We start from the raw sequence: 23,118 nt of genomic DNA on the forward strand, positions 1-23,118 counted from the left end.
ATGTTTTACGAATTCATGAACTGTGGCGCCTATGGAAATGGCCGACTGTCGAAGAAACATTCTTCGACCTAATATCGGATTGGACGAAGACTGGTCTGGCAGATGGGAGTCCGACATTACGACGCTTTCAATAGTCTATAAACCAATAAAACCAATGGGACACGAGGAAAGGTGTTTTTCTGAATTTATACCACTCCGGAGGCCCGCAGCTTATACACCTCCACGCATCTGTCACAGGCTCCATATTCCACATCCCATCCTGGGTGATTTTCGCGAATAAAATCTAAGACAAAACCTTCGAGCGTCTCATCCATGTTTTCTACCCAGGTATAAGTTGGGAATCGACAAAGAGGACACGGAAACCCCGGGAGGAGCATGGGTTTCGTTGGCACATCCGGCACCTCACTGTCCTCAACCTCAATGGCTCTCTCAATCACTCGTATCGTATCTGAAGCCATTTCCACTAATTCGGCATGAGTGAGATAATCCGTCTGCCAGATCCCTTCAAATACGGACTCCACCTGACCGGGAGGAATTTTTCGATACCAAGAACGGAACTCACGAAACCGATATTCCTTGGAAAACATCGGCTCCTTGCCTGTTCGGGCAATCCGGCTATCAACATGAAGATTCCACAGCACACGGTAACGATTTAAAATCAGATGTTCTTCCCCAGGGTTCAACCCCACTTTTGTGTCAGGATCGTAACCAAAAGCCTCATCCAACATGTCAGAAATATGCGTTAACTCATGTCGCAGGTAACGGGTAATGGCTGGATCATAAAATCGCCGAGGGATCAATTTAATCCCCACCCCTTTTTTCCCGGCCTCTTCAAATTGGCGAGCAAGTTTTTCTTCGACCACTCCCCACTTCCGAAGAACATCAACCCCTTCCTGATCTTCTTTCAATACGCCTCGCACTAACACAATCCCAGTTTTATCTCGCAAAACCGGGAAGTCATCAAAAGCATCACGAAGAATTTCGGCAAACCCCCATTTAGCGAATAAATGTTGATAGAGGCGTTTGAACTCCGGATCACGGTCATCAAGGGAAAACTTCTCGTAAATGGGATCGGCAAACTCATGAAATTCGTTAAAATAAGTCGGGTCCCCTTCACGCTCAGTTTTTTCAGCAAACGAATCAATCACCTCCTGAAGGAGGGCGGGTTGAAACCGAATTTCCATGAGCAAACCTCCGTTTACCGCAAGATCACCACCAGACGAGTTTTGTTTCTCGGAAGGTGATCACCGTAATAATAAATTCACAATAATTTGGGAGGTAGCTACCTTGACTCCCTCGAAAAGCGCCGTTTAGTATCATAACTAGTTGAATTATAGGAATGCGTTTTCCCTTTTGGCAAGAGAATCCCATTCATCCATTCCTGAATCCGTTTAACCGATCCATTTGATGTCAATCTGTTTCCGAAGCGAGGAATTCCATGACCCAGCCCACAAGCCCAGACACACTGAGTTCTAATCCCGGGTTCATTCATACTCCTGATTCACAGCCTCCGCCACTCATCGATTCACTAGCCTATTGGAAAGGCGGTATCAGGGAACTGAAGTCATTCCGTGGTCACACACAAGAGATATGGGCTGTCGCCTTCTCCCCTGATGGACTGACATTAGCAAGCGGAGGGAACGATCGTTTTATCCGAATTTGGGATATTGAGACCGGCCGCCTTCTTCGTTCCCTACGAGGGCACACACATGTCGTTCGAGAAGTCAAATATAGCCCTGATGGCCAAATAATCGCTTCTGCAAGTGAGGACAGGACCATACGGCTGTGGAATCCTCAAACGGGAGAATCTCTCCGGTTACTTTTTACTCGATATGACCATGCGGTATGCAGTATTTCCTTCTCCCCAGACGGGCTCATGCTCGCGAGGGCGGGACAGAATAAAGACATTAAAATTTGGGAAGTGACCACAGGCACCGAACTCATGACGCTCCTTGGTAAAGATCAATACGACCATAATTGGAGTGTCTGCACAGCATTTTCACCTGACGGCATTCACCTAGTGGCCGGCACCGATATCGGGAAAATTAAGCTTTATGAGGTTTTGCCAAGCGGGGAAGAAAAAATTGTACACAACGGCCATTGGAGAGATGAGGCCGATGACGAAGAGACCGAAAATCGAGGTTTTTACGTAGATGATCAAGGCGGATTTCAAAAACCCATGGAATATTGGATTGGGGCCCTCACCTTTACCCCTGACGGGGGCACCATGATCTCAGGAAGTCGTGACTGTACGATTAAATTCTGGGACATGCCGACCATGGAAGAACGCCGCACGTTGAAAGGTCACTCTGAATGGGTCAGAAATCTTCTTGTGACCAAAGATGGCCAGGTGCTTATCAGCGCCAGCGATGATGGGACCGTCAAAATGTGGGACATCCAAACCGGCCGTCAATTCCGAACGCTTCGATCGCACAAAGGCCCTGTCAGGGGAGTTGCTCTTTCTTCTGATGGGAAATACCTCGCCACAGCTGGCAATGACCGGATCATCACCCTCTGGGAGGGTGGGGAATAATTTATTTCCCGTCACAGCAATCCTTAGCTTCGAATGTTCAGGGCAGCTCTCTTTCTTCCTAGAAGGGCTGCCCTTTCAACCCTCATTCTCATCGCCACTCTCAGAGTTCGTGTCGTCGCATGCCCGCACAATTCCATACCGTTTACATTTTTCCCAAAGCCCTTTTCTCGATAATCCTAAAACCTTCGAGGCCGTCAGCCGACTCCACCCTGTTCGATTGAGTATTTCAAGAATATGCCCCCGTTCAAAATGCTCCCGGGCTTCGGCCAATGTCTCCATCGCCCCATTTTTCACGCCTCTCCTGCCCTCAAGATTCCCGCAAAACCCGCATCCTTTTTGCGGTTCCCCTCCCGCATATGGACATCGACTCTGTCCGCAGAGATCCCAAACCTGGATTTCTTGAGTGTGTTGTGCCAATGCTAACGCCCGTTCAATAGTGTTTTCCAATTCGCGGACATTCCCCGGAAAAGAATACTGCAATAATACCTCGCGAGCTTGACGTGACAAGGCTTTGGGTTCTTGGTGATTTCGACCTGACATCGTCTCCAAAAAATGCTGGGCGATCATGAAAATATCTTCTCGACGTTCTCGGAGAGGGGGAAGCTGAACGGGCACCACATTCAATCGATAATAGAGATCTTCCCGGAATCGACCTTGTTCAACTTCTTTCCGCAAATCCTTCTGCGTTGCACATACTAATCGCACATCCACTTCAATCGTGTCATTTCCCCCGACGCGCTCAAATTGACGTTCCTGGAGAACACGAAGCAATTTAATCTGGACCAACGGGGAAATTTCCCCAATTTCATCCAAAAAAAGCGTTCCCTGATGAGCAAGTTCGAACCGCCCCTGCCGTTGCCGGAGGGCCCCCGTAAACGCCCCTTTTTCATGCCCGAACAGTTCAGCCTCCAACAGCGTTTCCGGGAGTGCGGCACAACTGACTTTGACCAAGGCATGGTTTCGGCGGGCGCTATTGGTATGGATGGCATTGGCAATCAATTCCTTTCCCGTTCCACTTTCCCCGACCACTAAAACGGTCGCGTCAGTGGCCGAGACTAACTTGACTTTCTCCAGCACCTGCCGCATCCGCTCATTTTTTCCCACAATCCCTTGGAAACTAAATTTCTTTTCCAACGCATCCCGTAACACCCGATTCTCTTCACGAAGAGCCACCACCGCACAAACCCGCTGCACACTCAACAACAATTCATCCATAGAAAAGGGTTTTGTGATGTAGTCGTAGGCACCGCTTTTCATCGCATCGACAGCCGTGTCAACGGAACCATGTGCCGTAATGACAATTACTTCCGTGCCGGGGCACTGCTCCCGGCACTGCTTCACGATATGCAGCCCATCCACACCGGGCAATCGCAAATCAGTAATGACCAAATTAAACCGTGAAGTCCGCAACCGCTCGAGTCCCTCCAACCCGGAACTGGCCTCCTGTACCACATAACCGATAGCCTTCAGCGCATCCACCATAGAGACTCGCATCAAGGGCTCATCATCAATTATCAGGACGGAACCGTGAGTCATGTGCCTACCTTTACAGGAATCCCCGCACGCGATCGAACCAAGGGCAGGCGAATGGTAAAACGAGTACCTTTTCCCTCTTCACTGTCAACCACCATTTCACCTGCGTGCCGCTGCACAATTCCCAAACTCACCGACAATCCCAACCCGGTCCCCTCTCCGGTCCCTTTCGTCGTAAAAAAGGGATCAAAAATATGAGGGCGAATCTCTTGAGGTATTCCGCACCCGGTATCCTCCACTTCAATTTCATATCCTTCTTCCTGCTTTCTGGTACGCAATGTCACCTGGCCACCTTCTTTAAGTGCCTGAACCGCATTCAGGACTAAGTTCATAATCACCTGCTCAATCATATGCGCATCGACCATCACCATCGGCAGTGTCTCATCATAGTCCTTACTCAGAGTGGCATGTTTGACCAGGAATACATGCTCGGTCAATACCAGAACCCGGTCTAAAATTTGATGAAGATCTGTCATGGCTAATTCCGGTTCACGTTGCTGGGAAAAATCCAGGAGCTGCCGAACGATGCGTTGAACGCGTCGCAATCCATCCTCCATAAAATGCAAATATTCCTGGGATCGTTCGGGCGTCAACGTTCCCTTTCGAATATTATATAAACAATTTAAAATTCCCCCTAACGGATTGTTAATTTCATGTGCGACCCCGGCGGCCAGCTTACCAATGGAGGCTAAACGCTCAGAATTCTGCACCTGGCGTTCCAAATGCTTCCGTTCCGTGATATCCCTGGCAATACCTAATACTCCTGTGTAAACGCCTTCATCATTGAGAAGCGGGGCTACACTAACCAGAACCGACCGCAACTCTCCCTCTCGACTGACCACCTCTACTTCGTAGACTTGCTTTGTCCCAAGATCCAATGTTTCTTTCAAATACCGTCCACGATACCGCTTGGAGAGTAACGAGAGATACGGTTTTCCAATCAAGTCTTCTTTTCGATATCCCCATGCATCAACTTTCCCATTGACATAAGTAAACCGTAAATCAACGTCCAAGGTATAAATCACGTCATTGGCATTTTCTAACAGACTTTCAATGTACAGCTTGGCTTGCTCAATTTCCCGGGTACGCTCTGAGACTTTATCTTCCAGGACCTCATTGTATCGTTGCAGTTCAGCTTCCAGCTTTTTATGCTCGGTAATATCTCGCAGCTGCACCATGATTGAGGCTCTTCCACCCATATCGATGCGAACCAGGTCCATCTCCATGGACTTCATGATGCCTTGCCGGTCATAAACCTCAATCTCTGTCGTGGGGACCTTTGACTCTTCACCACTGACTCGTTCCAACAAATTCTGACTGATCCTCTGGAATGCCGGAGGAACAAGCTTCACAAAGTACGCGCCTTCTAAATCAGAAGGGACATACCCTAGAATTTCCCGTTCACGCGCATTGACATCCAAAATACGGCCTTCCGAATCAACCACAAAGATTGAATCGGCAGCCAAATTAAATAACGCCTTATAGCCCGCCTCTGAGTCAGACAGTTGTAGGGTTCGTTCGGCGACAATACCTTCCAATTGGGTGGTATATCGCTCAACTTCACGCTCCAGAGCCTTTCGGGCAGTGATATCCCTCACAAATCCTCTCGAATACACCACTGAATGGGTTCCCGGATCCATCAGCGTCGTTGAATGAATTTCCACATCCATCACTTCACGTGATTGCGTACGAAAAACAGTTTCTATGGAGCGCGCCCCACCCAAGGCCAGCCCTTGGACATAGGCCCGCACCCCCTCTTGTTGTTCCGCCGGGACAATATCCCAGAGCGACATCTCAAGCATGTCGACAAGCGAATATCCCAGCTTTTGCAACTCAGTCGTATTGACATGGACGAACCGCCCTGCGGGATCTAATTGATGAATCATTTCCGGAGCATTCTCAATGAGATCACGATATTTCTGCTCCAATCGCCCAATTTCATCCACTTTCTGATTCAACTCAGAAAACGAATGCTGTAGATTGTCCGCCATGGCATTGAAGGTATCAGCCAAGCGTTCGATTTCATCACCGGTACGGATCGCAATTTTTTCCGAAAGATTCCCACCTCCAAATTGCTCAACTCCCTGCGATAAGGCTTGTATGGGCTTCACGATCCGGCCAGCAACCACGACTCCTGCTCCCCACAAGATGACAAAAACAGAGATTCCATAGAAGATGACCTTACTTAATAATTGATCCAGTGGTGCATACGTCTCGGCAGAATCTTGACTGGTTAACATATGCCAGGACTTCCCACCAAAACTTTCTGGAGCTAATGGCATCCCCAAATGAAGAGGAGCATAGCCAACAATGGCATTCGGCATACCATGGGAATCCGGATCGGCCACCAACCACCCAACTCCACCTTCTTGAAACGCACTGACCACATTCGGGGGCATCACGTGCTCTTCCAAAGAAAACGCGGGACAGAGAATCGGCATTCCATCGGATGCGGTTAACATGGCATGACCGGTTTTCCCGGCGGCCACTTCAGAAATCGACCGAAATAACGAATCCCTTCTCAGAAGAATACTGATAGCTCCCACGACGTTTTGTCGATGATCATCCCAAATCGGGACGCCAACATTCAGGACATGCGTCCCAAACCCTGGATCAAATGACAAATCACTCACAAACGCCTGGGCATCATGATGTTGAACCACGGCCTCCCACCAGAGACTGTTTCCATGGAAAAAATTGACTTGTGGAAAAGAGCTCAACACCAATGCCCCCTGCGTATCTACTACAACAATCGCGAGATAATCCGATTTTCGAATTGCGTGCCATTGAATCAGGTAGTCGGTAGCATATTTGTTCAGAAAAACCGGGAACTCATCCTTTTTGGATTGGGCCCGCCAACTTTCCTGCCACTGCTGAATTAAAGCCTGAATTTCGTCTGGATTCTTATCAGCATAACTTCGGTTCGAATTCATGATGGCACTTCGAATAAAGGGAATTGTGGCCAGCTGTTGCGCCTCATTAATTCCACGAACAATCTGGGTCTCGACTTTACGAGCCACTTCCACCGCAATCCCCTTCATGGTGATACCGGCGGCTTCCCTTAGTGCACGCTTTTCTTCAAAATATGTGAGGAGGAGAGAAAGAATAAGGGGCAGAAGACCAACCAGCACCATCGCCAGAATCGTCTTGCCCTTTAGTTGGAGGGGAAACCCAAAGCGTTTCAATTTGGTAACATCGCAAAATCCATAAAAAACATCTAACTCCTATGATTTTCTACATTTTGGTACTCCTTTTTCCTTGATGTCAAGAAACGGTAACAAGGACGACTATTTACCTCGGCTTAGCAGCTTTCCCTCTCCACCAGGCCACAGTAACAGGAGCGGACTTGCGACAAAAATTGAAGAATAGGTCCCAACCATGACCCCCAAGAGTAAGGCCAATGAAAAATCATGTAAGACTTCCCCTCCCCATATGGTTAAGGGCACCAAGACCAGAACCACCGTCAGTGTTGTAATTAATGTTCTGCTTAAGACCTGATTGATTCCATTATTAACAATCGTCGTCGTCGTTTCCCGTCTCCTCTGACGAAGATTTTCCCGAATCCGGTCAAACACGATAACGGTATCGGTCAAAGAATACCCTGCCAGGGTCAATAGCGCCGTCACCACCAGCAGCGTAATTTCTGTATTCAACAGAAAATAAATCCCCAACACCGCCAGAACATCATGAAATGTGGCAATGGCTGCAGCCACCCCAAAACGAAACTCAAAACGAACGGCGACATAGAGGATAATGCCTGCCAGGGAAAGAATGACCGCAATCAAGGCATCCTCTTGCAGTTTCTTTCCAATTGTGGGTCCTATTGAAGTACTCGAATCCACTACAAATCCGTGATCAGGAAATTCAGCTTGAAAAGCCTGAATGATATTTTCACTGATTCCTTCTTCGATCGTGGTTTCGGTTTTTACACGAATCAAGAGCTTCTGGTCCTGGGGAAACTCCTGAAGTTCAGCGGAACCCAATCCATGCGCATCCAAGGCTTTTCTGGCCTCAGCAATCAGGAGCGGTTTATCAAATTTAAGCTGAACCGCCGTCCCCCCCGCAAAATCGATTCCCAGATTTGCCCATCCAAACAAAATTCCGATAACGGCCACCAATCCCAGAGAAGCCAGAATGCCCGATACCGCGAAAGCAATGTTCCGCTTTCCCATAAAATCAATATCTGTTTTCCCAAGAATTTCCATCATGACCAAAAATTTCTCCTCCCCAAAGAATATCCCCTGTCTTTGTGCTTGCGATAACGCCCTTTCTTAATCGATCCTCGTATTTGAAAAGGCCGCGCCTTGCCTCCCCTCAACCACCAAGGTTCAACCAATTACTTTCGCCTCAAACAAGGCGACCCATTAGATACTGAGCGAGTCCAACTTTCGTCGGTTCAGGAAATCAAATACCACCTTCGTTCCCACCAACGCCGTAAACAAGTTAATAGCAATTCCCAAACACAAGGTTACTGCAAACCCTTTAATAGGTCCCGTCCCAAATAAAAACAGCGCCAACCCCGTAATCAGGGTCGTCACATGGGAATCTACGATCGTCAAAAAGGCTTTATTATACCCGCTATCTACGGCTAAACGAACGGGACGGCCCTGCCGAAGCTCCTCTCGAATTCGCTCAAATATCAACACATTGGAATCGACTCCCATTCCAATGGTCAAAATAATTCCGGCAATGCCTGGTAAAGTTAAAGTGGCATTAAGCCCTGATAAAGCTCCCAGCAAACAGATTAAATTGAGAAACACCGCCATATTAGCGATGAGACCGGAGAGCCGGTAATACACAATCATAAAAATGAGGACCAGCGTCCCGGCAATAATCGTTGTTCGTAACCCCTTCTCAATTGAATCCTGTCCCAAAGAAGGTCCCACGGTTAAATCCTGCAAGGTTTTCAACGGTGCCGGTAACGCACCAGCCCGGAGCACCACAGCCAGATCATTCGCTTCTGCAGTGGTAAAGGTGCCTTCAATGATCGCCCGGCCGCCACTAATGCGATCTCGAATAACGGGCGCCGAATACACCTTCCCATCCAGGACCACCGCCATCCGTTTACCGATGTTGGCAGCGGTTAGCTCATCAAACTCTCGTGCCCCTTTGCTATCAAAGGTAATACTGACAATCGGCTCATTGAAATCCCCAATCGTCACGCGCGCATCTTGCAACACATCGCCGGTGAGAACGGCATCTTTTTTCACAAGATAGGGAATACTATACGCCCGACCATCCGGTTCCGAGATCGCCGTTTCAAAGAGAATTTCTGCCCCATCAGGAATTTTTCCTTCTAAGGTCTTCCTCACCGTATCCTCTTGGCCTTTTTCGACTTGAGGCGGTAAATCCAATGCGGCCTTGGACTCCTCCAACAATTTAAATTCTAAAAGAGCCGTTTCTTGAATGAGATCTTTAGCCCGTTGAGGGTCTTTGACCCCAGGCAATTGAATCGCAATTTGGTTGAGCCCCAATCGTTGAATAAGAGGTTCGGCAACCCCAAATTCATCAATCCGGTTTCTGAGGGTTTCAAGAGCCTGGTTGATAGCTGAGGTTTTGATTCGATCCACCTCGGTAGAGCGAAGTTCGTATACCAAACGCGTTCCGGACGGATTGTGCGACTCAAAGTTCGGGAAAGCCTCATCGAGCAGCGTTCGGACTTTCTCCCCTTCGGCTTCTTGTTGAAGGGTGATGACAATCATCTTCGACCCCTCACGACGAACACCCTCCACCACGATCGCCTTGTCCTTCAGCAGATCCTCAACAGCCTTACGAATTCGATCAACGGCAATCTCGACCGCTCGTTCCTCTTCGACTTCCAAAACCAGGTGAATGCCTCCCTGAAGATCGAGACCCAACGAAAGCCCACGGTGACTTAATACCCGCTTGACCCCATCAGGCAACGACTGGAACAGCCCTGGGAACGAAGGCAGGGCCAGGATGACGGACACCACCGTGACCACAAAAAGGAGAAACAACCTCCCACGAAGCTTTTTCATTCATCTACCCCTTGATCCATCATGATTCATTCGACGTACGGATGCTCGCGATATGATCGCGTTGCAACCGAATTTTTGTATTATCCGCGACTTGTAGGGTAGCCGTTTCCTTATCCAAATTGGTCACGGTTCCCCAAATTCCCGAAGACGTAATGACCTTATCGCCTTTTTTTAGGCTATCCAACAATTCCCGTTGTTTTTTTTGCCGACGTTGTTGCGGCAAAATTAGCAAAAAATAAAACACCACAAAAATCAGAAGAAAAGGAATGAGCGATAATAAGCCGGCGGAGGAATCCGGACCGGCTCCCCCGGCTTGAGCCCAAGCATAGGAATCTAGGTTCATAAGTACCTCAATTAAAATGTGTCTGTGGCCAACCCATTCGATCAGGTCGATATTTCCTGAATGAGCGTTTCACTCGTGTCACAATCGCGTCGGCGGTAAAAATCTTTCCGGTAGTCGTCAAACTGATTCGCGCTAATGGCTTGTCGTAGCCCCTTCATGAGCGAGCCATAGTACCAAAGATTATGGATCGTATTCAGACGTACGCCTAACATTTCATGCGATAAAAACAAGTGCCGCAAATAGGCTCTGGAAAACCGTTGGCAGACCGGACACCCACATTCGGCATCAATGGGATTGGAATCACGGGCATAGCGAGCCTGTTTAATCAACACCTTCCCTGTCGAGGTAAACAGCCAACCGGTGCGCCCATGCCTGGTCGGAATAACGCAATCAAATAAATCCAACCCCCGAGCCACCCCTTCCACAATATCTTCAGGAAGCCCAACTCCCATTAAGTAGCGGGGACGACCGGGTGGAAGCTGGTCAATCACCGTCTCGATCATCGCCAACATTGCGGGCTTTTCTTCTCCCAAGGATAATCCACCCAAGGCATAGCCATCCATATTCAAATTGACCAACTCCTGAGTCGACTCTTGTCTCAATTGGACAAAGACTCCGCCCTGAACAATCCCAAACAACCACTGATGCTCTTTTCTCGGTACCGCAGCGCATCGCTGAGCCCACCTGGTCGTTCGCTGCACAGCCTCACGTGCTTGCTGTTCGGTACAAGGAAAAGTCGGACAATGGTCAAGAACCATCATAATATCGGAGCCAAGTGCAACCTGGATGGTCATACTTTTTTCCGGTGAGAGTAAATGCCACGCACCGTCGATATGAGAACGAAAGCCAACCCCCTCCTCGGTCACCTCACAAAGATCGGCCAGACTCACCATCTGGTAGCCACCACTATCGGTCAAAATCGCTCCGGGCCATTGCATGAAAGCATGAAGCCCTCCCAGAGATTCGATGAGTTCATGCCCAGGTCGCAAAAATAGATGATAGGCATTTGCCAAAACCATATGAAACCCGCATTCGCGGACTTCATCCGGGTCCAGTCCTTTGACCGTCCCCTGTGAGCCAACCGGCATAAAGGCAGGAGTATCGATCTCACCATGGGAGGTTAAAAGTCGTCCAACCCTCGCGCGACCAGAAGGCAACGTATGCTGAATATGAAAACGATTGGGACCTGATTGTGAAGTGGATGGTTCTTTAGACATTATCTCTGCGTATGCTTAACCTCCATACACGTTACATTTTCTCCGGCGCGGAAATTCCCAGGATGGCCAGCCCATTACCAATGACCGTCTGGACTTGCCGAAGCAGGGCTAAGCGAGCAGCGGTCAAGTCCGGCGAAATACTTTCATAGATGCGCTCCTGACCCAACGTTGTAGTATGCTCACTTGCCCCCAGTTTACTGCTGTCTCCCGTATCCCCGGTGTTCCTCTCAGAATCCAATGAGGGAAGGACCCGATTTTTGTTGTAGTAGGCATGCAATTGGGCCGCAAGCTCTTGGAGATAAAACGTGACCCGATGGGGCTCCAACGCCATTGCACTGTTTTCAACCACAAAAGGATACTGTGCCAACGTTTTAATCAGCCCTAACTCTTCATCCTGGATCAACAAGGCCTGATCGACATCCTGGACAGTCGGAAGGGGTACTTGGCGTTCCTGCGCCACTCGAAAGAGACTGGCCAATCGCGCATGCGCATACTGAACATAAAAGACGGGATTGTCGGAAGACTGTTGTTTGGCTAATTCCAGATCAAAATCCAAATGCGTATCGGCCCTTCTCATCAGGAAAAAGAATTTGGCGGCATCTGGACCCACCTCATCAATCACCTCACGCAGGGTCACAAATTCACCGGCACGTTTTGACATCTCAATTTTTTGACCACCACGTCGCAGACTCACCATTTGTACCAGGACGATTCGCAAGGCCTCCTTGGCAAAGCCAAACGCCTGAACCGTCGCTCCCATCCTTGGAATATATCCATGATGGTCCGCACCCCAAATATTTATTAACGTATCAAAGCCACGGTCTAATTTTTGTCGATGGTAGGCCATATCGGCCGCTAAGTAGGTATAGCTCCCATCCTGTTTTTGAGCCACACGATCCTTTTCATCCCCAAACTGAGATGAACGAAACCACCAGGCACCATCCTCTTCTATGAGCAGATTCTTTTGCCGGAGTTCGTCCAACGACTGTTGGATAAGACCCGCCGTATGTAAGGATGTCTCGCTAAACCAGGAGTCAAATTCAACACCAAATGTACCCAAATCTTCTTTAATTCGATCCAGAAGCGTCTGACTGGCCAATTGAGCACAGAGCGTTTCGGCCTCATCCGATGAGCCATCCAGTAAGGTTTGCCCATGGGTCTTCGCCACAGATTCAGCCACAATTTTTATATAGTCTCCATGATAGCCATCCTCGGGAAAGGATGACGGTTTTCCCCAATGCTCTCGATAGCGGGCATAGACGGACCGGCCCAACAACTGTAATTGACGACCGGCATCGTTAATATAATATTCACGGGAAACCTTAAATCCGACAGATGCCAATAGCCTAGCCATGGCCTGCCCCAATGCCGCTCCTCGTCCATGTCCGACATGCAAGGGCCCAGTCGGATTCGCACTCACGAACTCCAGGAGAATACGTTTCTCTTTCCCGATGTTGCTGGTGCCATACAACGGTCCCTTGTCCTGAATCATCCGTAAAACTTGAATCCACCTGAGGGGATGGAGAGTCAAATTTAAAAATCCTGGAGGGGCAACGGTAACGCGGACGAATACATCTGAAAACTGGGAGCGAAGACCTGTCGCCAACAGTTCGGCTACTTTCAAAGGCGATTGTCGAACTTGTGAGGCCAATGTCATCGCGACACTAGAAGAAAAATCCCCCCATTCCGGTCGCTTAGGAGGTTCCACGACAATGGTTGGAATCGTGTCCAGACTTAATTCCCCGGAATCCCTGACCTTGTCCAGGATAACCGCGATGGCCTCAATGACTTGGTTTTGGAGAAATTTCTCCACGGTGAGATATCCTATCTACGCAGAATATATGGGTTTTTTAATAGCCGCGGCGAATGTAACACAGCATTCTAGCCAAGGCAAGGCACCGTAAACGTTTCATCAACACACTCGAGGCGTGGGCAGGCCACGGACGCTTTTATACCACTTAACACGTCTTCAACATTTGCGAGAACTTCCCTTTGGGAAAAAGAAAGACACGGCATATCCGTACAACACGCAATGGCCGCCTTCCCTAGGCAATGACAGAATTTTCGTATTACGGCTACATGAGTTCCCCGCGGCGCCCATTTTTCCGGATCAGTGGGGCCGAACAATAATACCGAAGGCACGCCAAAACTTGCAGCTAAATGCGACAAACCGGAATCGTGCCCAATAAACAATTTGGCATGTTGTAAATATTGCCCTATCTGAAGCAGATCCATTCCTGCCAAAATGCCATATTCAAGGTGAGTCAGTAGGCCTTGCACATTTCGAAGGGAATCATTATCTGCAGGTCCACCTACAAGACAAATATTCCATTTCGGATTTGCCAGCATCAGGCCTTTGACAATGCTCGCCCATAATGCCGGAGAGGCACATTTGTATCGACTGCCACTTCCAGCATGGAGAAGGATAAGTGGCTCCTTGATAGGTTTAGAAAGTCTCCGCGAGTGTGATTGAGGCAAAACAAGAGGACCTGTAACACTCCTGTTTATTTCTTTGTCACGGAGGACCTGTGTCGTCTGAACCCACGGTTGGAGTATTTCCACATACCGATCAACCATATGATGGTTAACCAATGTTCTGTCATGAGGTGACCGAAGAATACAATTTTGAATTCCCGCAGCCTTCAACCAACTTCGCCAAATACCCTCTGTGTCCTCCAACCAACCTATGGCTCTATCGCAACGGCGCATAATCATCAGGAAATTTTTCTGAGGGGGATCATTAGTCCCTCGATATGTCAAAAACTTTAGCCTATCAAAAGAATAGGACTGATGAACTTCCTGCGCATCCACAAGTACATCACCTAATTCCTTATGGCCAAACCAAATCAGTCGGTGGCTGGGAAAGGTAGCCTGTAAAACCCGAATAGCGGGCAGGGCCAACAAGCCATCCCCTAATGCGCCAGGGTGGACAATCAATAAATTGTGAGGTGGAAGGGACATACCATTACTTCAAATGAGCATCAGCTTTTCTGGCAAATTCATAATCAGCGGGTGTATTGATATTCAAAAAAGAATACCCATGTGGATCGATGTCCTCGAATAACGGTTCCTCAACAATTTGAATGGAAAGGGATGGGTCCTGAATCAGACTTTGAATTCGAAGATTCCCTTTCTGAATCATTTTCTCCATTATGAAGGAGCATCGTTTGGAATATCGTGCATGAAGAGGCTGATATCCTGTCGAAAGTTTGGGCATTACCACATCAGTTTCAGGAAGAGCACAAAGCCTTGAAATAACGAAAGGATTTAAAAATGGCATATCGCAAGCCACCACAAAAACGGAGGAATAAGATGCTTCCTTAATCCCGGTGTATATTCCACCTAATGAGCCTTTTTGGGGAATGGCGTCAGTCACTAATCGAACAGGGAGATGCCCGCAAGGGTAATCTTCTATTGCGGTCACCAGTATTATCTCATCAAATAATTCCCCTATAGTGAGACAAACTTTGTCAAGAAAGGTAGTTCCTCCCCATTCGAGGGTTCGTTTATCTTTTCCCATCCTCCGGCTTTTCCCGCCAGCCAGGACCACTGCGGAAATGTTTGTAATTTTTTGTATATTGGTCATAAAAAAAGGGGGTGGTTGCCCACCCCCTTCATTTTTTCGGAGAATTCCGAAGTTTACAACATTGTTAGACTTTACCTTTACGCCTATTGGCCCGCCGGGTCAAAATCCACCCTTCCACAAGGACCAACCCAATAGCGGCCAGCGTTGGGTAAATATATGTTTCCTTTTCAATCGGTGGCTCTAACACCAGATAATAGAAAGCGGAAACTGCCATCTTACGTCCTACGTCCCCATTGTGACCATCCCACACGAAGAAATTAATAGGAATATATTTTCCCAATTCAATGTAGGCATCCTCTTCGTAGTCACCTTTAAGTGGTCTGGTGACGATAACAGTCCATCTTCCATCCTTCCACTCGGCTTTCACCGTTTTTAATTGTTCGGTGAAATCGTCACGATCATCGAAATCTACATCCCACCCTGTACCTTGATAGGCTTTCAATTCCCCGTCAGCCGTCCATTTGGTGATGTCCACGGGAAATCCCTCATCGCCCCAGAAATATCTTGGTTTCCGAGGTGCAGGCAATTCCTGCCATTTTATCGGCAATTGGAAGGCAAGCCCATCATTAAAAACCTGATAGGCAGTTTGTTTGGCAGCGATAGATTCAGGATGTTCAGGATCATCAGCAAACTTCGAGCCTCCGGGAGGCTGCTCCTCTATTCCATAATCACCAAGATTTACCTCATAGGGCTCCCAGTCTACCTCATCTTGCTGGACACTTTTTGTCCTGTCATCCCAACGGAACATAAACGAAATATGGGTTTCGTTGTAGAGCGATTGAACCCACACATCGTCAATTCTGGTTACGAAGTTTCGTGGCTTATGGGTGATCTGGCCCCCCATTGCCACGATCCTACGATCAACCAGGTCCCACCGTTCGTCGTGCTCGTCAACGGGTAACTCCCCCTCAACGAATTTCGAAGGAACAACGAAATCGACTTTGGGCTTATCCGTTAAAGGATCGATTGACCGGGGTTTGGCTGCTACTAACTCGGCAGCGATTTCATCCGTCACATTCCCGCCGGCAATATCTACGTCCTTATCCCTTTCACAAAGATGGTTTACATAGTTTGCAATGTGCCATCTATCCTCGACGGTAGTATTATCGGCAAACGAAGGCATAGGCGTTCCGCTTACCCCCGTAGAAAATGTCCTGAAAATGTTCTTGACATTATAGGCATCCTGCCGGCTACCTCTAAAATTCCAACATTTATGCCAGTCGGCAGGTTGAATGGAAAAACCCCAGTCATCCTTGAGGTTGAATGCATTCCCGTCTCCGCGGCCCTCCAACCCATGGCATTCAATACACTTCATTTCTTTCACAAGTTCGGATCCACGCTTCACCGATTCTGCCGTAGGAGGAACTGGTTCAATTTTATCCAATTGCAACACATGAAATTCTTCAAATTCGGTATCTTGCCAACTACGATCTTTAACCAATTCGGTCGTGACAAAGGCCAAGACATCCCTGCGTTGGTCCTCAGTCAAAATACCTTCCCAGGAAGGCATAGCCGATCCCGGCAATCCATGTGTCACAGTTTGAAATAAATCCACGTCAATGAGAGGTAATTCACCGCTGGCCGTATGACGGATTTTAAAAGTACCTGCATTAAAATTACGTGGCCTGGGCCAAAGTCGATCTGCTCCCGGACCGTCTCCCGCCCCGTTAACGCCATGGCACCAAACACATTTGGTGAAATACACTCGCTTCCCTGCTTCAACTTGTTCGGCAGATGGTGGAGCAGGACGGCTCCCCTCGGCAAATCCTTCCGCCATTTCCGCATGGGACGTGTTAGCAAAGCCGAGCCCCCCAAAAAGGAGACCGCAACTCAGAAGCCATGCTCCTAGGCCACGTCTACCATATCCGGCTGTATTGGTTTCGTTCATGACCATCCTCTTTTCAAAGTGTCCAGTATCGATTTGAATTTCATTCATGTCCGCGTCCTCCTTATTCCCAAGTACGCGGGTAATACCCGGTGTGCCAGTATTCAAACATGATGACTTTCCAAATTTCATCAACCGTTAAATGCTGTTCCCACGGGGGCATGACGGATGCCCATGGGAATCCTTCACCAGGAAGCCCAATTCCACCTTTAGCCACCCGCCAGAAAACAAAGGTTTCTTGAAGCTGAGCAATGGTCCCGGCATCTGTAAAATTGGCAGGAATTGGATTAAAGGCAAACGCCCAGAGGCCGCGACCGTTCAAATTATCCCCATGACAGAAATGGCAATTTTGGAAAAAAATCTCTCCCCCTTCCCGAACATGTTTAATATACCCCTTAGCATTGGGATCCCAGGGGTTATCTTCCGGATTTTTTACATCCTTCATTAAACGTCCCATATCCTGACTTACGATATGAGCATTGCTGTATGCCTGATCGTATTTCCCCTCTGGATTAATTCGATAGGGATTCGAGGCAGTTTGCAATACATACGTTTTTCCATGCACTTTTGTTGTCGCCGGTGGGGCTGGATGCACGGTTCTCAACTCAATGGGTTCATCAAAGCTGGGAAGGAAAGAATTGTAGGCAAACCCCCAAAGCCCGATTGGTAGCAAAATCAATAAGGCTGTTCGAATGAACTTAGTCATTCCAGTTTTGGCGTCCAAAACATTTATGATAGGACGCTTAAACTCCTCCCACTCCTGCTGTGAACCCGACACCCACATAAAAATACCGCAAGCTGAAACCGTCCCATAAATGGCCCTCACACTAAAGGGAATGGGCGGATAGATTCGATACTTGAGATAGAACAAATTCACAAAACACCAGACAAAGATACCTGCCCAAAACTTGGGCAAACCTATGCCTGCTCTTTTAAGAGAATAGTTAATAATAGAAAATACAAGGATGCAGACCGCCAACTCTGAAATCATCTGCATCGGCATGTAGCCTTCAACTAGTTTAAGCCACGTCATTCTTCCTTACTCCTTATAAAGGGTTGTCCCCTAAATTAATATTCCTTATTCTTTTGGAGGTAAAGGTTGGCCTTCTTTTAATTGTGCCAAATAATCAACCATTTTACTGAGAGCCCCGCCTGTCAATCTTACGCCAAAATCTTTTGGCATTTGATTGTCCGGAAAATCTTTCACAACATAGGCACTTGGGTTTAATATCGATTCAGTAATGTACTCCTTGGGTGATTTGGCTTTACCCTGATAACCTGGATCTTTGAGACGATTTGGGGCATTCGACCCCTCCATGAGGAGAGGACCGACTTTTCCCGTGGCACCTTCAATTCCTGGGATGGTATGGCAGGCCGGACAACCGGCTTTCATAAACAGCTTGTCGTATGGCTCGCTTCCGTCCGCCAAAAGGTTTCCACCACCTCCTCCAGCTTCTTCTTCTCCACCTGCCGCGGGGCGGTCTGCTTCCGGAATAAATTTTTCATATGATGCGACGATTTCATCATAAGCTGGAGGTTCTTTCCCTTCCCGGGTGTATATCCAGGTATCCACCGCGGCCAATTCTCCCAAAGTCAATGATATCGGTGGCTTGTGAATCTTGGGCATGGGGCTTACCGTGTCATTCGACCCCTTCACACCAAAACCAGTCACCACAAAACAGCTTGGACATGCATGGGACTCGGCGATATATTCTTGAGCATTCGTTGCCGTTCCTGACCCTGGAAAAGCTTCCTTTTGTTCAGTGGTACGTGCCTCAGGATTATTCATGTGATAATTCGGTTCTTTTAATCTCTCAGGGGCCGTATCGGGAATTCCATAGAGATTCGGGGCACGCTCACTCAAAAAGCCTTTTTGAAATCCATGGCACAATGGGCATTGGCCTTTGCCGATGGCCCCTTGCGTTTTACTTTGGCCAATTCCACCGAAAATAATTTTTTCCCCTTCATCACCCAGTTGCTGTGCTGACATACTTTGGAAGTCCAGCTTGACAACAGGAGGAGGAAATCCACCCTCGACTTGAGGCAGCCAATTTCCATATCCAGAGAGAGCGGCTGCCACAAAGAACATGAAGCCTCCAATTTTCATCAGTGCACTGATGTTGGGAAAGTAAAGCCCCATAACGAAAGTCATGATGGTAATCATGACCAGAGAAACCGGCAATAAACCGCTGTTCCCTTCAAAATTATCTACGTAATTTGAAATGGCGATAAACGCCAAAAATGCACAGAAAATTCCAACTATCGTCTGGAAACTCGCCCGTTTCTTTTTTACAGGATCAGATATTGTTGCCTGGAAATATAGCAACAACCCAACCAGCATCAGCAATACTGGCCAACCCATTTCTATGGCCCGTCCCAATAACTCAACCACAGTGCAATCCTCCAGCTTGGGGGCTGCCTATTGCAGCCCCACGATTGTTTGTAATTGTATTTTTCGTTCAATGACCAGTTGCAGACTGAGGAGATGGAACTGGCTGCCCTGCCGGCGAAGGAACCGGTACTTTTTTCGCACCAAGAGTTCCCAACCAAAAGACAAACATAATACTGATCCAGAAAAATAACACGTTAAACGAAATAACGTTGGCCGCAAACCCGATTGTATGGGTATACGCCCATGGAGAGTTATCTCGCATGACCTCGTTGACGTGCCAGAACAATCTCACCGAAGAACGGATATAGCCCATCAATCCCATCATCCAGGTGAATGCTGTGGCCAACATGATGATGGCATATTGGGAACGCGGGGGAATTTGTCCCCATCTAATTGGTCCCAACTGTCTTCCATTTTTTAGCATTGCAAGATTCAGTGGCGTCATTAACAGCAAACATGACAATGTTCCGGCCACCTGAGGCACCGACAACCCAATTCGCACGTTGGCAGGAATGAAATACCCATAACAAGCCAACCAAACATTGTTTAGCTGGGCTATGATGAAAAAACATCCCATAAAAATATTGCCAAATTTGGCCCAGCTAACTGTTGGTACCCTGTTCCCTCGCTGGTACCATATAAAGCTTAAAACGGTCGTCATAATAATGGCATTAATGCCCCCATTTTTTGCCGACATAACACCATAATTACCCAGAACCGGATGTTGTTGACCACCCATAGCTTTCAATTCGGCCGGGGTCATGACGATCGTATGTGGCGTAATGAAAACCAGAAGACCAACAACTAAAATAAACACGAGATACTTAATATACTTCTGGAAACGTTCACCACCGGTCATCCGTCCGAGGGCTTGCCACAAGTAATAATTGGTGGTCAGGAACAGGATTCCGATCATGGTGGCTTGAATAATAAACAACCAAGCCAACAACCCACCCATCAAGGTGATTCCCATTTGTTGACGGTAGGCATATACCTCACGCATCAACCAATAACCCGCAAAGGGCAATGGGATGAGAAATGCTACACCTAAACTCATTGCGATGTAGCCCATCCAATCGTAATGAGCCCGCTCTTCATCTGTTTTTGAAGAAAGGAAACGGTAAGCTGCATAGGCTGCCACCACACCACCACCAAAGGCCATGTTTCCGAGAATTCTATGAACATTCAAAGGATTCCACAGCGCCGTATGAATCACGTGCCAGATATTTCCAAGATAACGTCCTTGCTCATCTACTCCAGCCGGTGACATCATGAATGCAATCCACGAATTGGCAAGGAACATTAACACTGTCCCAATCACATTCAGGATGACGGACATGCTGAGATGAACCCATTTCAAGACACCTTCCCGCATCTTGTCCCAACCGTAATAATAAATGTAGAGGGTTGCACTTTCCGCCACGAACGTTAAGGCATAGATGTGCATGACCGGCCGGAAAATACTGGATAAATATCCAAAGAAGGCCGGATAGAGCGTGAGGAAGGTAAAGATCAAAATCCCACCAAGAATGGCGGTTAAAGAATATGCAGTCAGGCTGATCTTAATAAAATCATAAGCCAATTGATCATATTTTTTGGCCATGGCTTTATCTTTACTGACCATCCCGGCAAATTCGATACACATGCAAAAGATTGGTACCGCCAACACAAAACTTCCATAATAAAGATGCTGCTGGTTGGCCACCCAAAGAAGGACACGACTCTCAAAGTTATACCGAGGGTAAAATGTTTCATTGTCTTCCGTTACCGGTGCAGGCATCCCAATGGCTGGACCTTCGGTCTTGTAATAAACGTCCCGGCCCATTTCCACCTTTTCCGCTTCACCCTCCTCACCTGCTGCCTTTTGCGCGGCAACTACTTCCGGAGGAGGACCACCAGCCGGTGCACCACCCCCACCTGCCACGGCGGTGACTGACAGGAAAATCGGCAACAACAGCAGACAGCCCATCACCATCAAGGCCGATACGGCAAACAACTTTTTCTTCCCCCGGGTCATTTGATTGAACAGGCGACCCATTGACCTACCTCCTTGTGAAAACGTGTTGAGTTAAACCCATCAAAATTACTTAATATACCGTCTAAATCTAAATTTTAAGCTCCAAACTCATAGATTTTTTGACTATCGGAACATGTAAAAATAGTCGAGTCCCTGGGCATCCATCAGGACATAATCCAGTGCCTGGAAATATACAAAACAAATGACCAATGAAACTATGACATACAGAGCTGTCTGCATGCGCTCCTCCTTGGGGCTAAAAGTATTAAATGATTGACTACCTTATTAGAAGTCATGATTTTTTAGCAGGGACACTGAATACCGGCAAACCAATAAAAGAACCACAAACTTACCGCGCATGTCAGATAAAAAATGGCTTTACCTATCTTGGTCTCTAACTCCGTTGACTCCCTTATGACAGCCGTCGAATCCCCCATCTTAATTCCTCCCTATGCTTAATTCGCATTCAAAAAATTAAACGATTTCACCTAATAAACTTCATTGACACATTATGATTTTTCGTGCTATTCAAACATTTATTGATCACGTAAAACGAGGGATTACTCATGCGTTCAAATGCAAAAGTGTTCGACATTATAGTTTTGGCCGGAATGGTTGTCAATATTCTCCTTGCGGTGTTTCTCATACTCTACTATTTTGATTTTCTTTAATTTTTTTCAGTTTATCTCCACCCAAAACATTAACGGTTTTCGGTCTTAATCTGAACGTGCACACCTGAACCCAATCGTCTCGTCTCTGAAATCAGGAACCATAAAGCTTCTATTGGTTATCCTGATATCGACTCCTTGGCTCGTATAGCCACTACCTCTCATTGTCTTGTAGGTAGAAGGAGACCGATTACTCGCCGGCGTAGCAATATTTTCTTGAAGGTAAAGATCTTCGACATACCAATTATCCGTCCATTCCATAACATTTCCTGCGCCGTCATAAACTCCAAATACACTTTGATCAAGAGGAAAAGCCCCCACCGGAGCCGACACAACATAACCATCGGCCTCTCCTGCAAAATTGGCAGGATGGCCGCTGAGACCCTCACCCCAGGGCCAGGTGCGACCATCTGTCCCTCGCATAGCCTTTTCCCATTCCTGTTCAGTAGGAAGACGCTTTCCTCTCCATCGACAATAATCATTCGCATCACTCCATGACACATAGGTAATCGGCTGATGAGGCCCTCGCAGCAAACCGAGCTTTTCGGCATAGCGGGAAGGCGGACCAGGCTGCCGATGTCCAGTAGCTTCAACAAACTCCATATACCGCTGATAGGTAACCTCGTACCGATCAATCCAATATGCATCGAGATGAGCGACGTGCGCAGGCTTTTCATTGAATCCGCCTTGATTACTCCCAAGAATGAATTCCCCAGCAGGAATTTCAACCATCTCATCTTCATTTGCCCGACCAGAAAGCGCCACCTCCCTTGATGCCTCAGATGATGTCTCCGAGGCTGAAGAAGGCTGAGATTGAAGATCGCGATCCGGTGGCGATGGAGGAGCATCGGTTCCCCTTAATATTCCCAATACCGGCAACCCGGTCATAAATAACACTGCAATCAAAAAAATAAGTTTAAATCGACCGTCCATGTTCCCCTATTT

16 protein-coding genes are annotated in these 23,118 nt (G+C 47.7%); 1 reads left to right on the forward strand and 15 read right to left on the reverse strand.

Annotation, left to right across the window (positions count from 1 at the left end; translation table 11 throughout):
- Window positions 1-185: 185 nt before the first annotated feature.
- Window positions 186-1,184 carry a hypothetical protein gene (locus tag PP769_RS00005; RefSeq protein ID WP_312643619.1) on the reverse strand — a complete coding sequence of 333 codons (999 nt, stop codon included), beginning with the start codon at window positions 1,182-1,184 and terminating at the stop codon, window positions 186-188.
- 254 nt (window positions 1,185-1,438) lie between these two features.
- Between PP769_RS00005 and PP769_RS00010 the strand changes: the two genes are divergently transcribed.
- The gene (locus PP769_RS00010; RefSeq protein ID WP_312643621.1) at window positions 1,439-2,533 is read left to right on the forward strand and encodes a WD40 repeat domain-containing protein; all 1,095 of its coding nucleotides are present in this window, start codon (window positions 1,439-1,441) and stop codon (window positions 2,531-2,533) included.
- A 75-nt stretch (window positions 2,534-2,608) separates the two neighbouring features.
- Here the strand turns inward: PP769_RS00010 and PP769_RS00015 are convergent, their stop codons facing one another.
- From PP769_RS00015 to PP769_RS00080, 14 genes are all read right to left on the reverse strand, one after another.
- Window positions 2,609-4,069 carry a sigma-54-dependent transcriptional regulator gene (locus PP769_RS00015; protein WP_312643624.1) on the reverse strand — a complete coding sequence of 487 codons (1,461 nt, stop codon included), beginning with the start codon at window positions 4,067-4,069 and terminating at the stop codon, window positions 2,609-2,611.
- Entirely contained in the window at window positions 4,066-7,251 is a 3,186-nt protein-coding gene (locus PP769_RS00020) for a PAS domain S-box protein (protein ID WP_312643626.1), read from the reverse strand. Before PP769_RS00020 ends, PP769_RS00015 begins: the two co-directional genes overlap by 4 nt.
- A gap of 102 nt (window positions 7,252-7,353) precedes the next feature.
- On the reverse strand, window positions 7,354-8,274 hold the full coding sequence (secF, locus tag PP769_RS00025; RefSeq protein WP_312643629.1) for a protein translocase subunit SecF: 921 nt from the start codon (window positions 8,272-8,274) through the stop codon (window positions 7,354-7,356).
- Between the two features lie 156 nt (window positions 8,275-8,430).
- The gene (gene secD / locus PP769_RS00030; RefSeq protein WP_312643632.1) at window positions 8,431-10,065 is read right to left on the reverse strand and encodes a protein translocase subunit SecD; all 1,635 of its coding nucleotides are present in this window, start codon (window positions 10,063-10,065) and stop codon (window positions 8,431-8,433) included.
- Between the two features lie 19 nt (window positions 10,066-10,084).
- Window positions 10,085-10,408, reverse strand: a complete 324-nt coding sequence (gene yajC, locus PP769_RS00035) for a preprotein translocase subunit YajC (RefSeq protein WP_312643635.1) — start codon at window positions 10,406-10,408, stop codon at window positions 10,085-10,087.
- A gap of 41 nt (window positions 10,409-10,449) precedes the next feature.
- On the reverse strand, window positions 10,450-11,625 hold the full coding sequence (gene tgt, locus PP769_RS00040) for a tRNA guanosine(34) transglycosylase Tgt (protein ID WP_312643637.1): 1,176 nt from the start codon (window positions 11,623-11,625) through the stop codon (window positions 10,450-10,452).
- 31 nt (window positions 11,626-11,656) lie between these two features.
- Entirely contained in the window at window positions 11,657-13,438 is a 1,782-nt protein-coding gene (gene argS, locus PP769_RS00045; RefSeq protein ID WP_312643640.1) for an arginine--tRNA ligase, read from the reverse strand.
- 68 nt (window positions 13,439-13,506) lie between these two features.
- A complete protein-coding gene (locus tag PP769_RS00050; protein ID WP_312643642.1) occupies window positions 13,507-14,586 on the reverse strand; it encodes a glycosyltransferase family 9 protein in 1,080 nt (359 codons plus the stop codon).
- 4 nt (window positions 14,587-14,590) lie between these two features.
- Entirely contained in the window at window positions 14,591-15,211 is a 621-nt protein-coding gene (mobA, locus tag PP769_RS00055; RefSeq protein ID WP_312643645.1) for a molybdenum cofactor guanylyltransferase, read from the reverse strand.
- Between the two features lie 64 nt (window positions 15,212-15,275).
- Window positions 15,276-17,147, reverse strand: a complete 1,872-nt coding sequence (locus PP769_RS00060; RefSeq protein WP_312643648.1) for a c-type cytochrome — start codon at window positions 17,145-17,147, stop codon at window positions 15,276-15,278.
- A gap of 13 nt (window positions 17,148-17,160) precedes the next feature.
- On the reverse strand, window positions 17,161-18,129 hold the full coding sequence (locus PP769_RS00065) for a c-type cytochrome (RefSeq protein WP_312643651.1): 969 nt from the start codon (window positions 18,127-18,129) through the stop codon (window positions 17,161-17,163).
- 45 nt (window positions 18,130-18,174) lie between these two features.
- The gene (locus tag PP769_RS00070; RefSeq protein WP_312643653.1) at window positions 18,175-19,488 is read right to left on the reverse strand and encodes a nitric oxide reductase; all 1,314 of its coding nucleotides are present in this window, start codon (window positions 19,486-19,488) and stop codon (window positions 18,175-18,177) included.
- 67 nt (window positions 19,489-19,555) lie between these two features.
- On the reverse strand, window positions 19,556-21,526 hold the full coding sequence (locus PP769_RS00075; protein ID WP_312643657.1) for a cytochrome ubiquinol oxidase subunit I: 1,971 nt from the start codon (window positions 21,524-21,526) through the stop codon (window positions 19,556-19,558).
- A gap of 695 nt (window positions 21,527-22,221) precedes the next feature.
- The gene (locus PP769_RS00080; protein ID WP_312643659.1) at window positions 22,222-23,106 is read right to left on the reverse strand and encodes a formylglycine-generating enzyme family protein; all 885 of its coding nucleotides are present in this window, start codon (window positions 23,104-23,106) and stop codon (window positions 22,222-22,224) included.
- Between the last annotated feature and the right edge of the window lie 12 nt (window positions 23,107-23,118).

Source organism: Candidatus Nitrospira allomarina (assembly GCF_032050975.1).
Lineage (GTDB): Bacteria > Nitrospirota > Nitrospiria > Nitrospirales > UBA8639 > Nitrospira_E > Nitrospira_E allomarina.

What these genes read in the sequence shown, in the direction of transcription:
- PP769_RS00065 (WP_312643651.1), bottom strand. Translation starts at nt 18,129, where the DNA reads ATGACGTGGCTTAAACTAGTTGAAGGCTACATGCCGATGCAGATGATT.
- PP769_RS00080 (WP_312643659.1), bottom strand. Translation starts at nt 23,106, where the DNA reads ATGGACGGTCGATTTAAACTTATTTTTTTGATTGCAGTGTTATTTATG.
- mobA (WP_312643645.1), bottom strand. Translation starts at nt 15,211, where the DNA reads ATGACCAATATACAAAAAATTACAAACATTTCCGCAGTGGTCCTGGCT.
- PP769_RS00075 (WP_312643657.1), bottom strand. Translation starts at nt 21,526, where the DNA reads ATGGGTCGCCTGTTCAATCAAATGACCCGGGGGAAGAAAAAGTTGTTT.
- secD (WP_312643632.1), bottom strand. Translation starts at nt 10,065, where the DNA reads ATGAAAAAGCTTCGTGGGAGGTTGTTTCTCCTTTTTGTGGTCACGGTG.
- PP769_RS00005 (WP_312643619.1), bottom strand. Translation starts at nt 1,184, where the DNA reads ATGGAAATTCGGTTTCAACCCGCCCTCCTTCAGGAGGTGATTGATTCG.
- tgt (WP_312643637.1), bottom strand. Translation starts at nt 11,625, where the DNA reads ATGTCTAAAGAACCATCCACTTCACAATCAGGTCCCAATCGTTTTCAT.
- PP769_RS00060 (WP_312643648.1), bottom strand. Translation starts at nt 17,147, where the DNA reads ATGAATGAAATTCAAATCGATACTGGACACTTTGAAAAGAGGATGGTC.
- PP769_RS00015 (WP_312643624.1), bottom strand. Translation starts at nt 4,069, where the DNA reads ATGACTCACGGTTCCGTCCTGATAATTGATGATGAGCCCTTGATGCGA.
- yajC (WP_312643635.1), bottom strand. Translation starts at nt 10,408, where the DNA reads ATGAACCTAGATTCCTATGCTTGGGCTCAAGCCGGGGGAGCCGGTCCG.
- secF (WP_312643629.1), bottom strand. Translation starts at nt 8,274, where the DNA reads ATGATGGAAATTCTTGGGAAAACAGATATTGATTTTATGGGAAAGCGG.
- PP769_RS00050 (WP_312643642.1), bottom strand. Translation starts at nt 14,586, where the DNA reads ATGTCCCTTCCACCTCACAATTTATTGATTGTCCACCCTGGCGCATTA.
- PP769_RS00010 (WP_312643621.1), top strand. Translation starts at nt 1,439, where the DNA reads ATGACCCAGCCCACAAGCCCAGACACACTGAGTTCTAATCCCGGGTTC.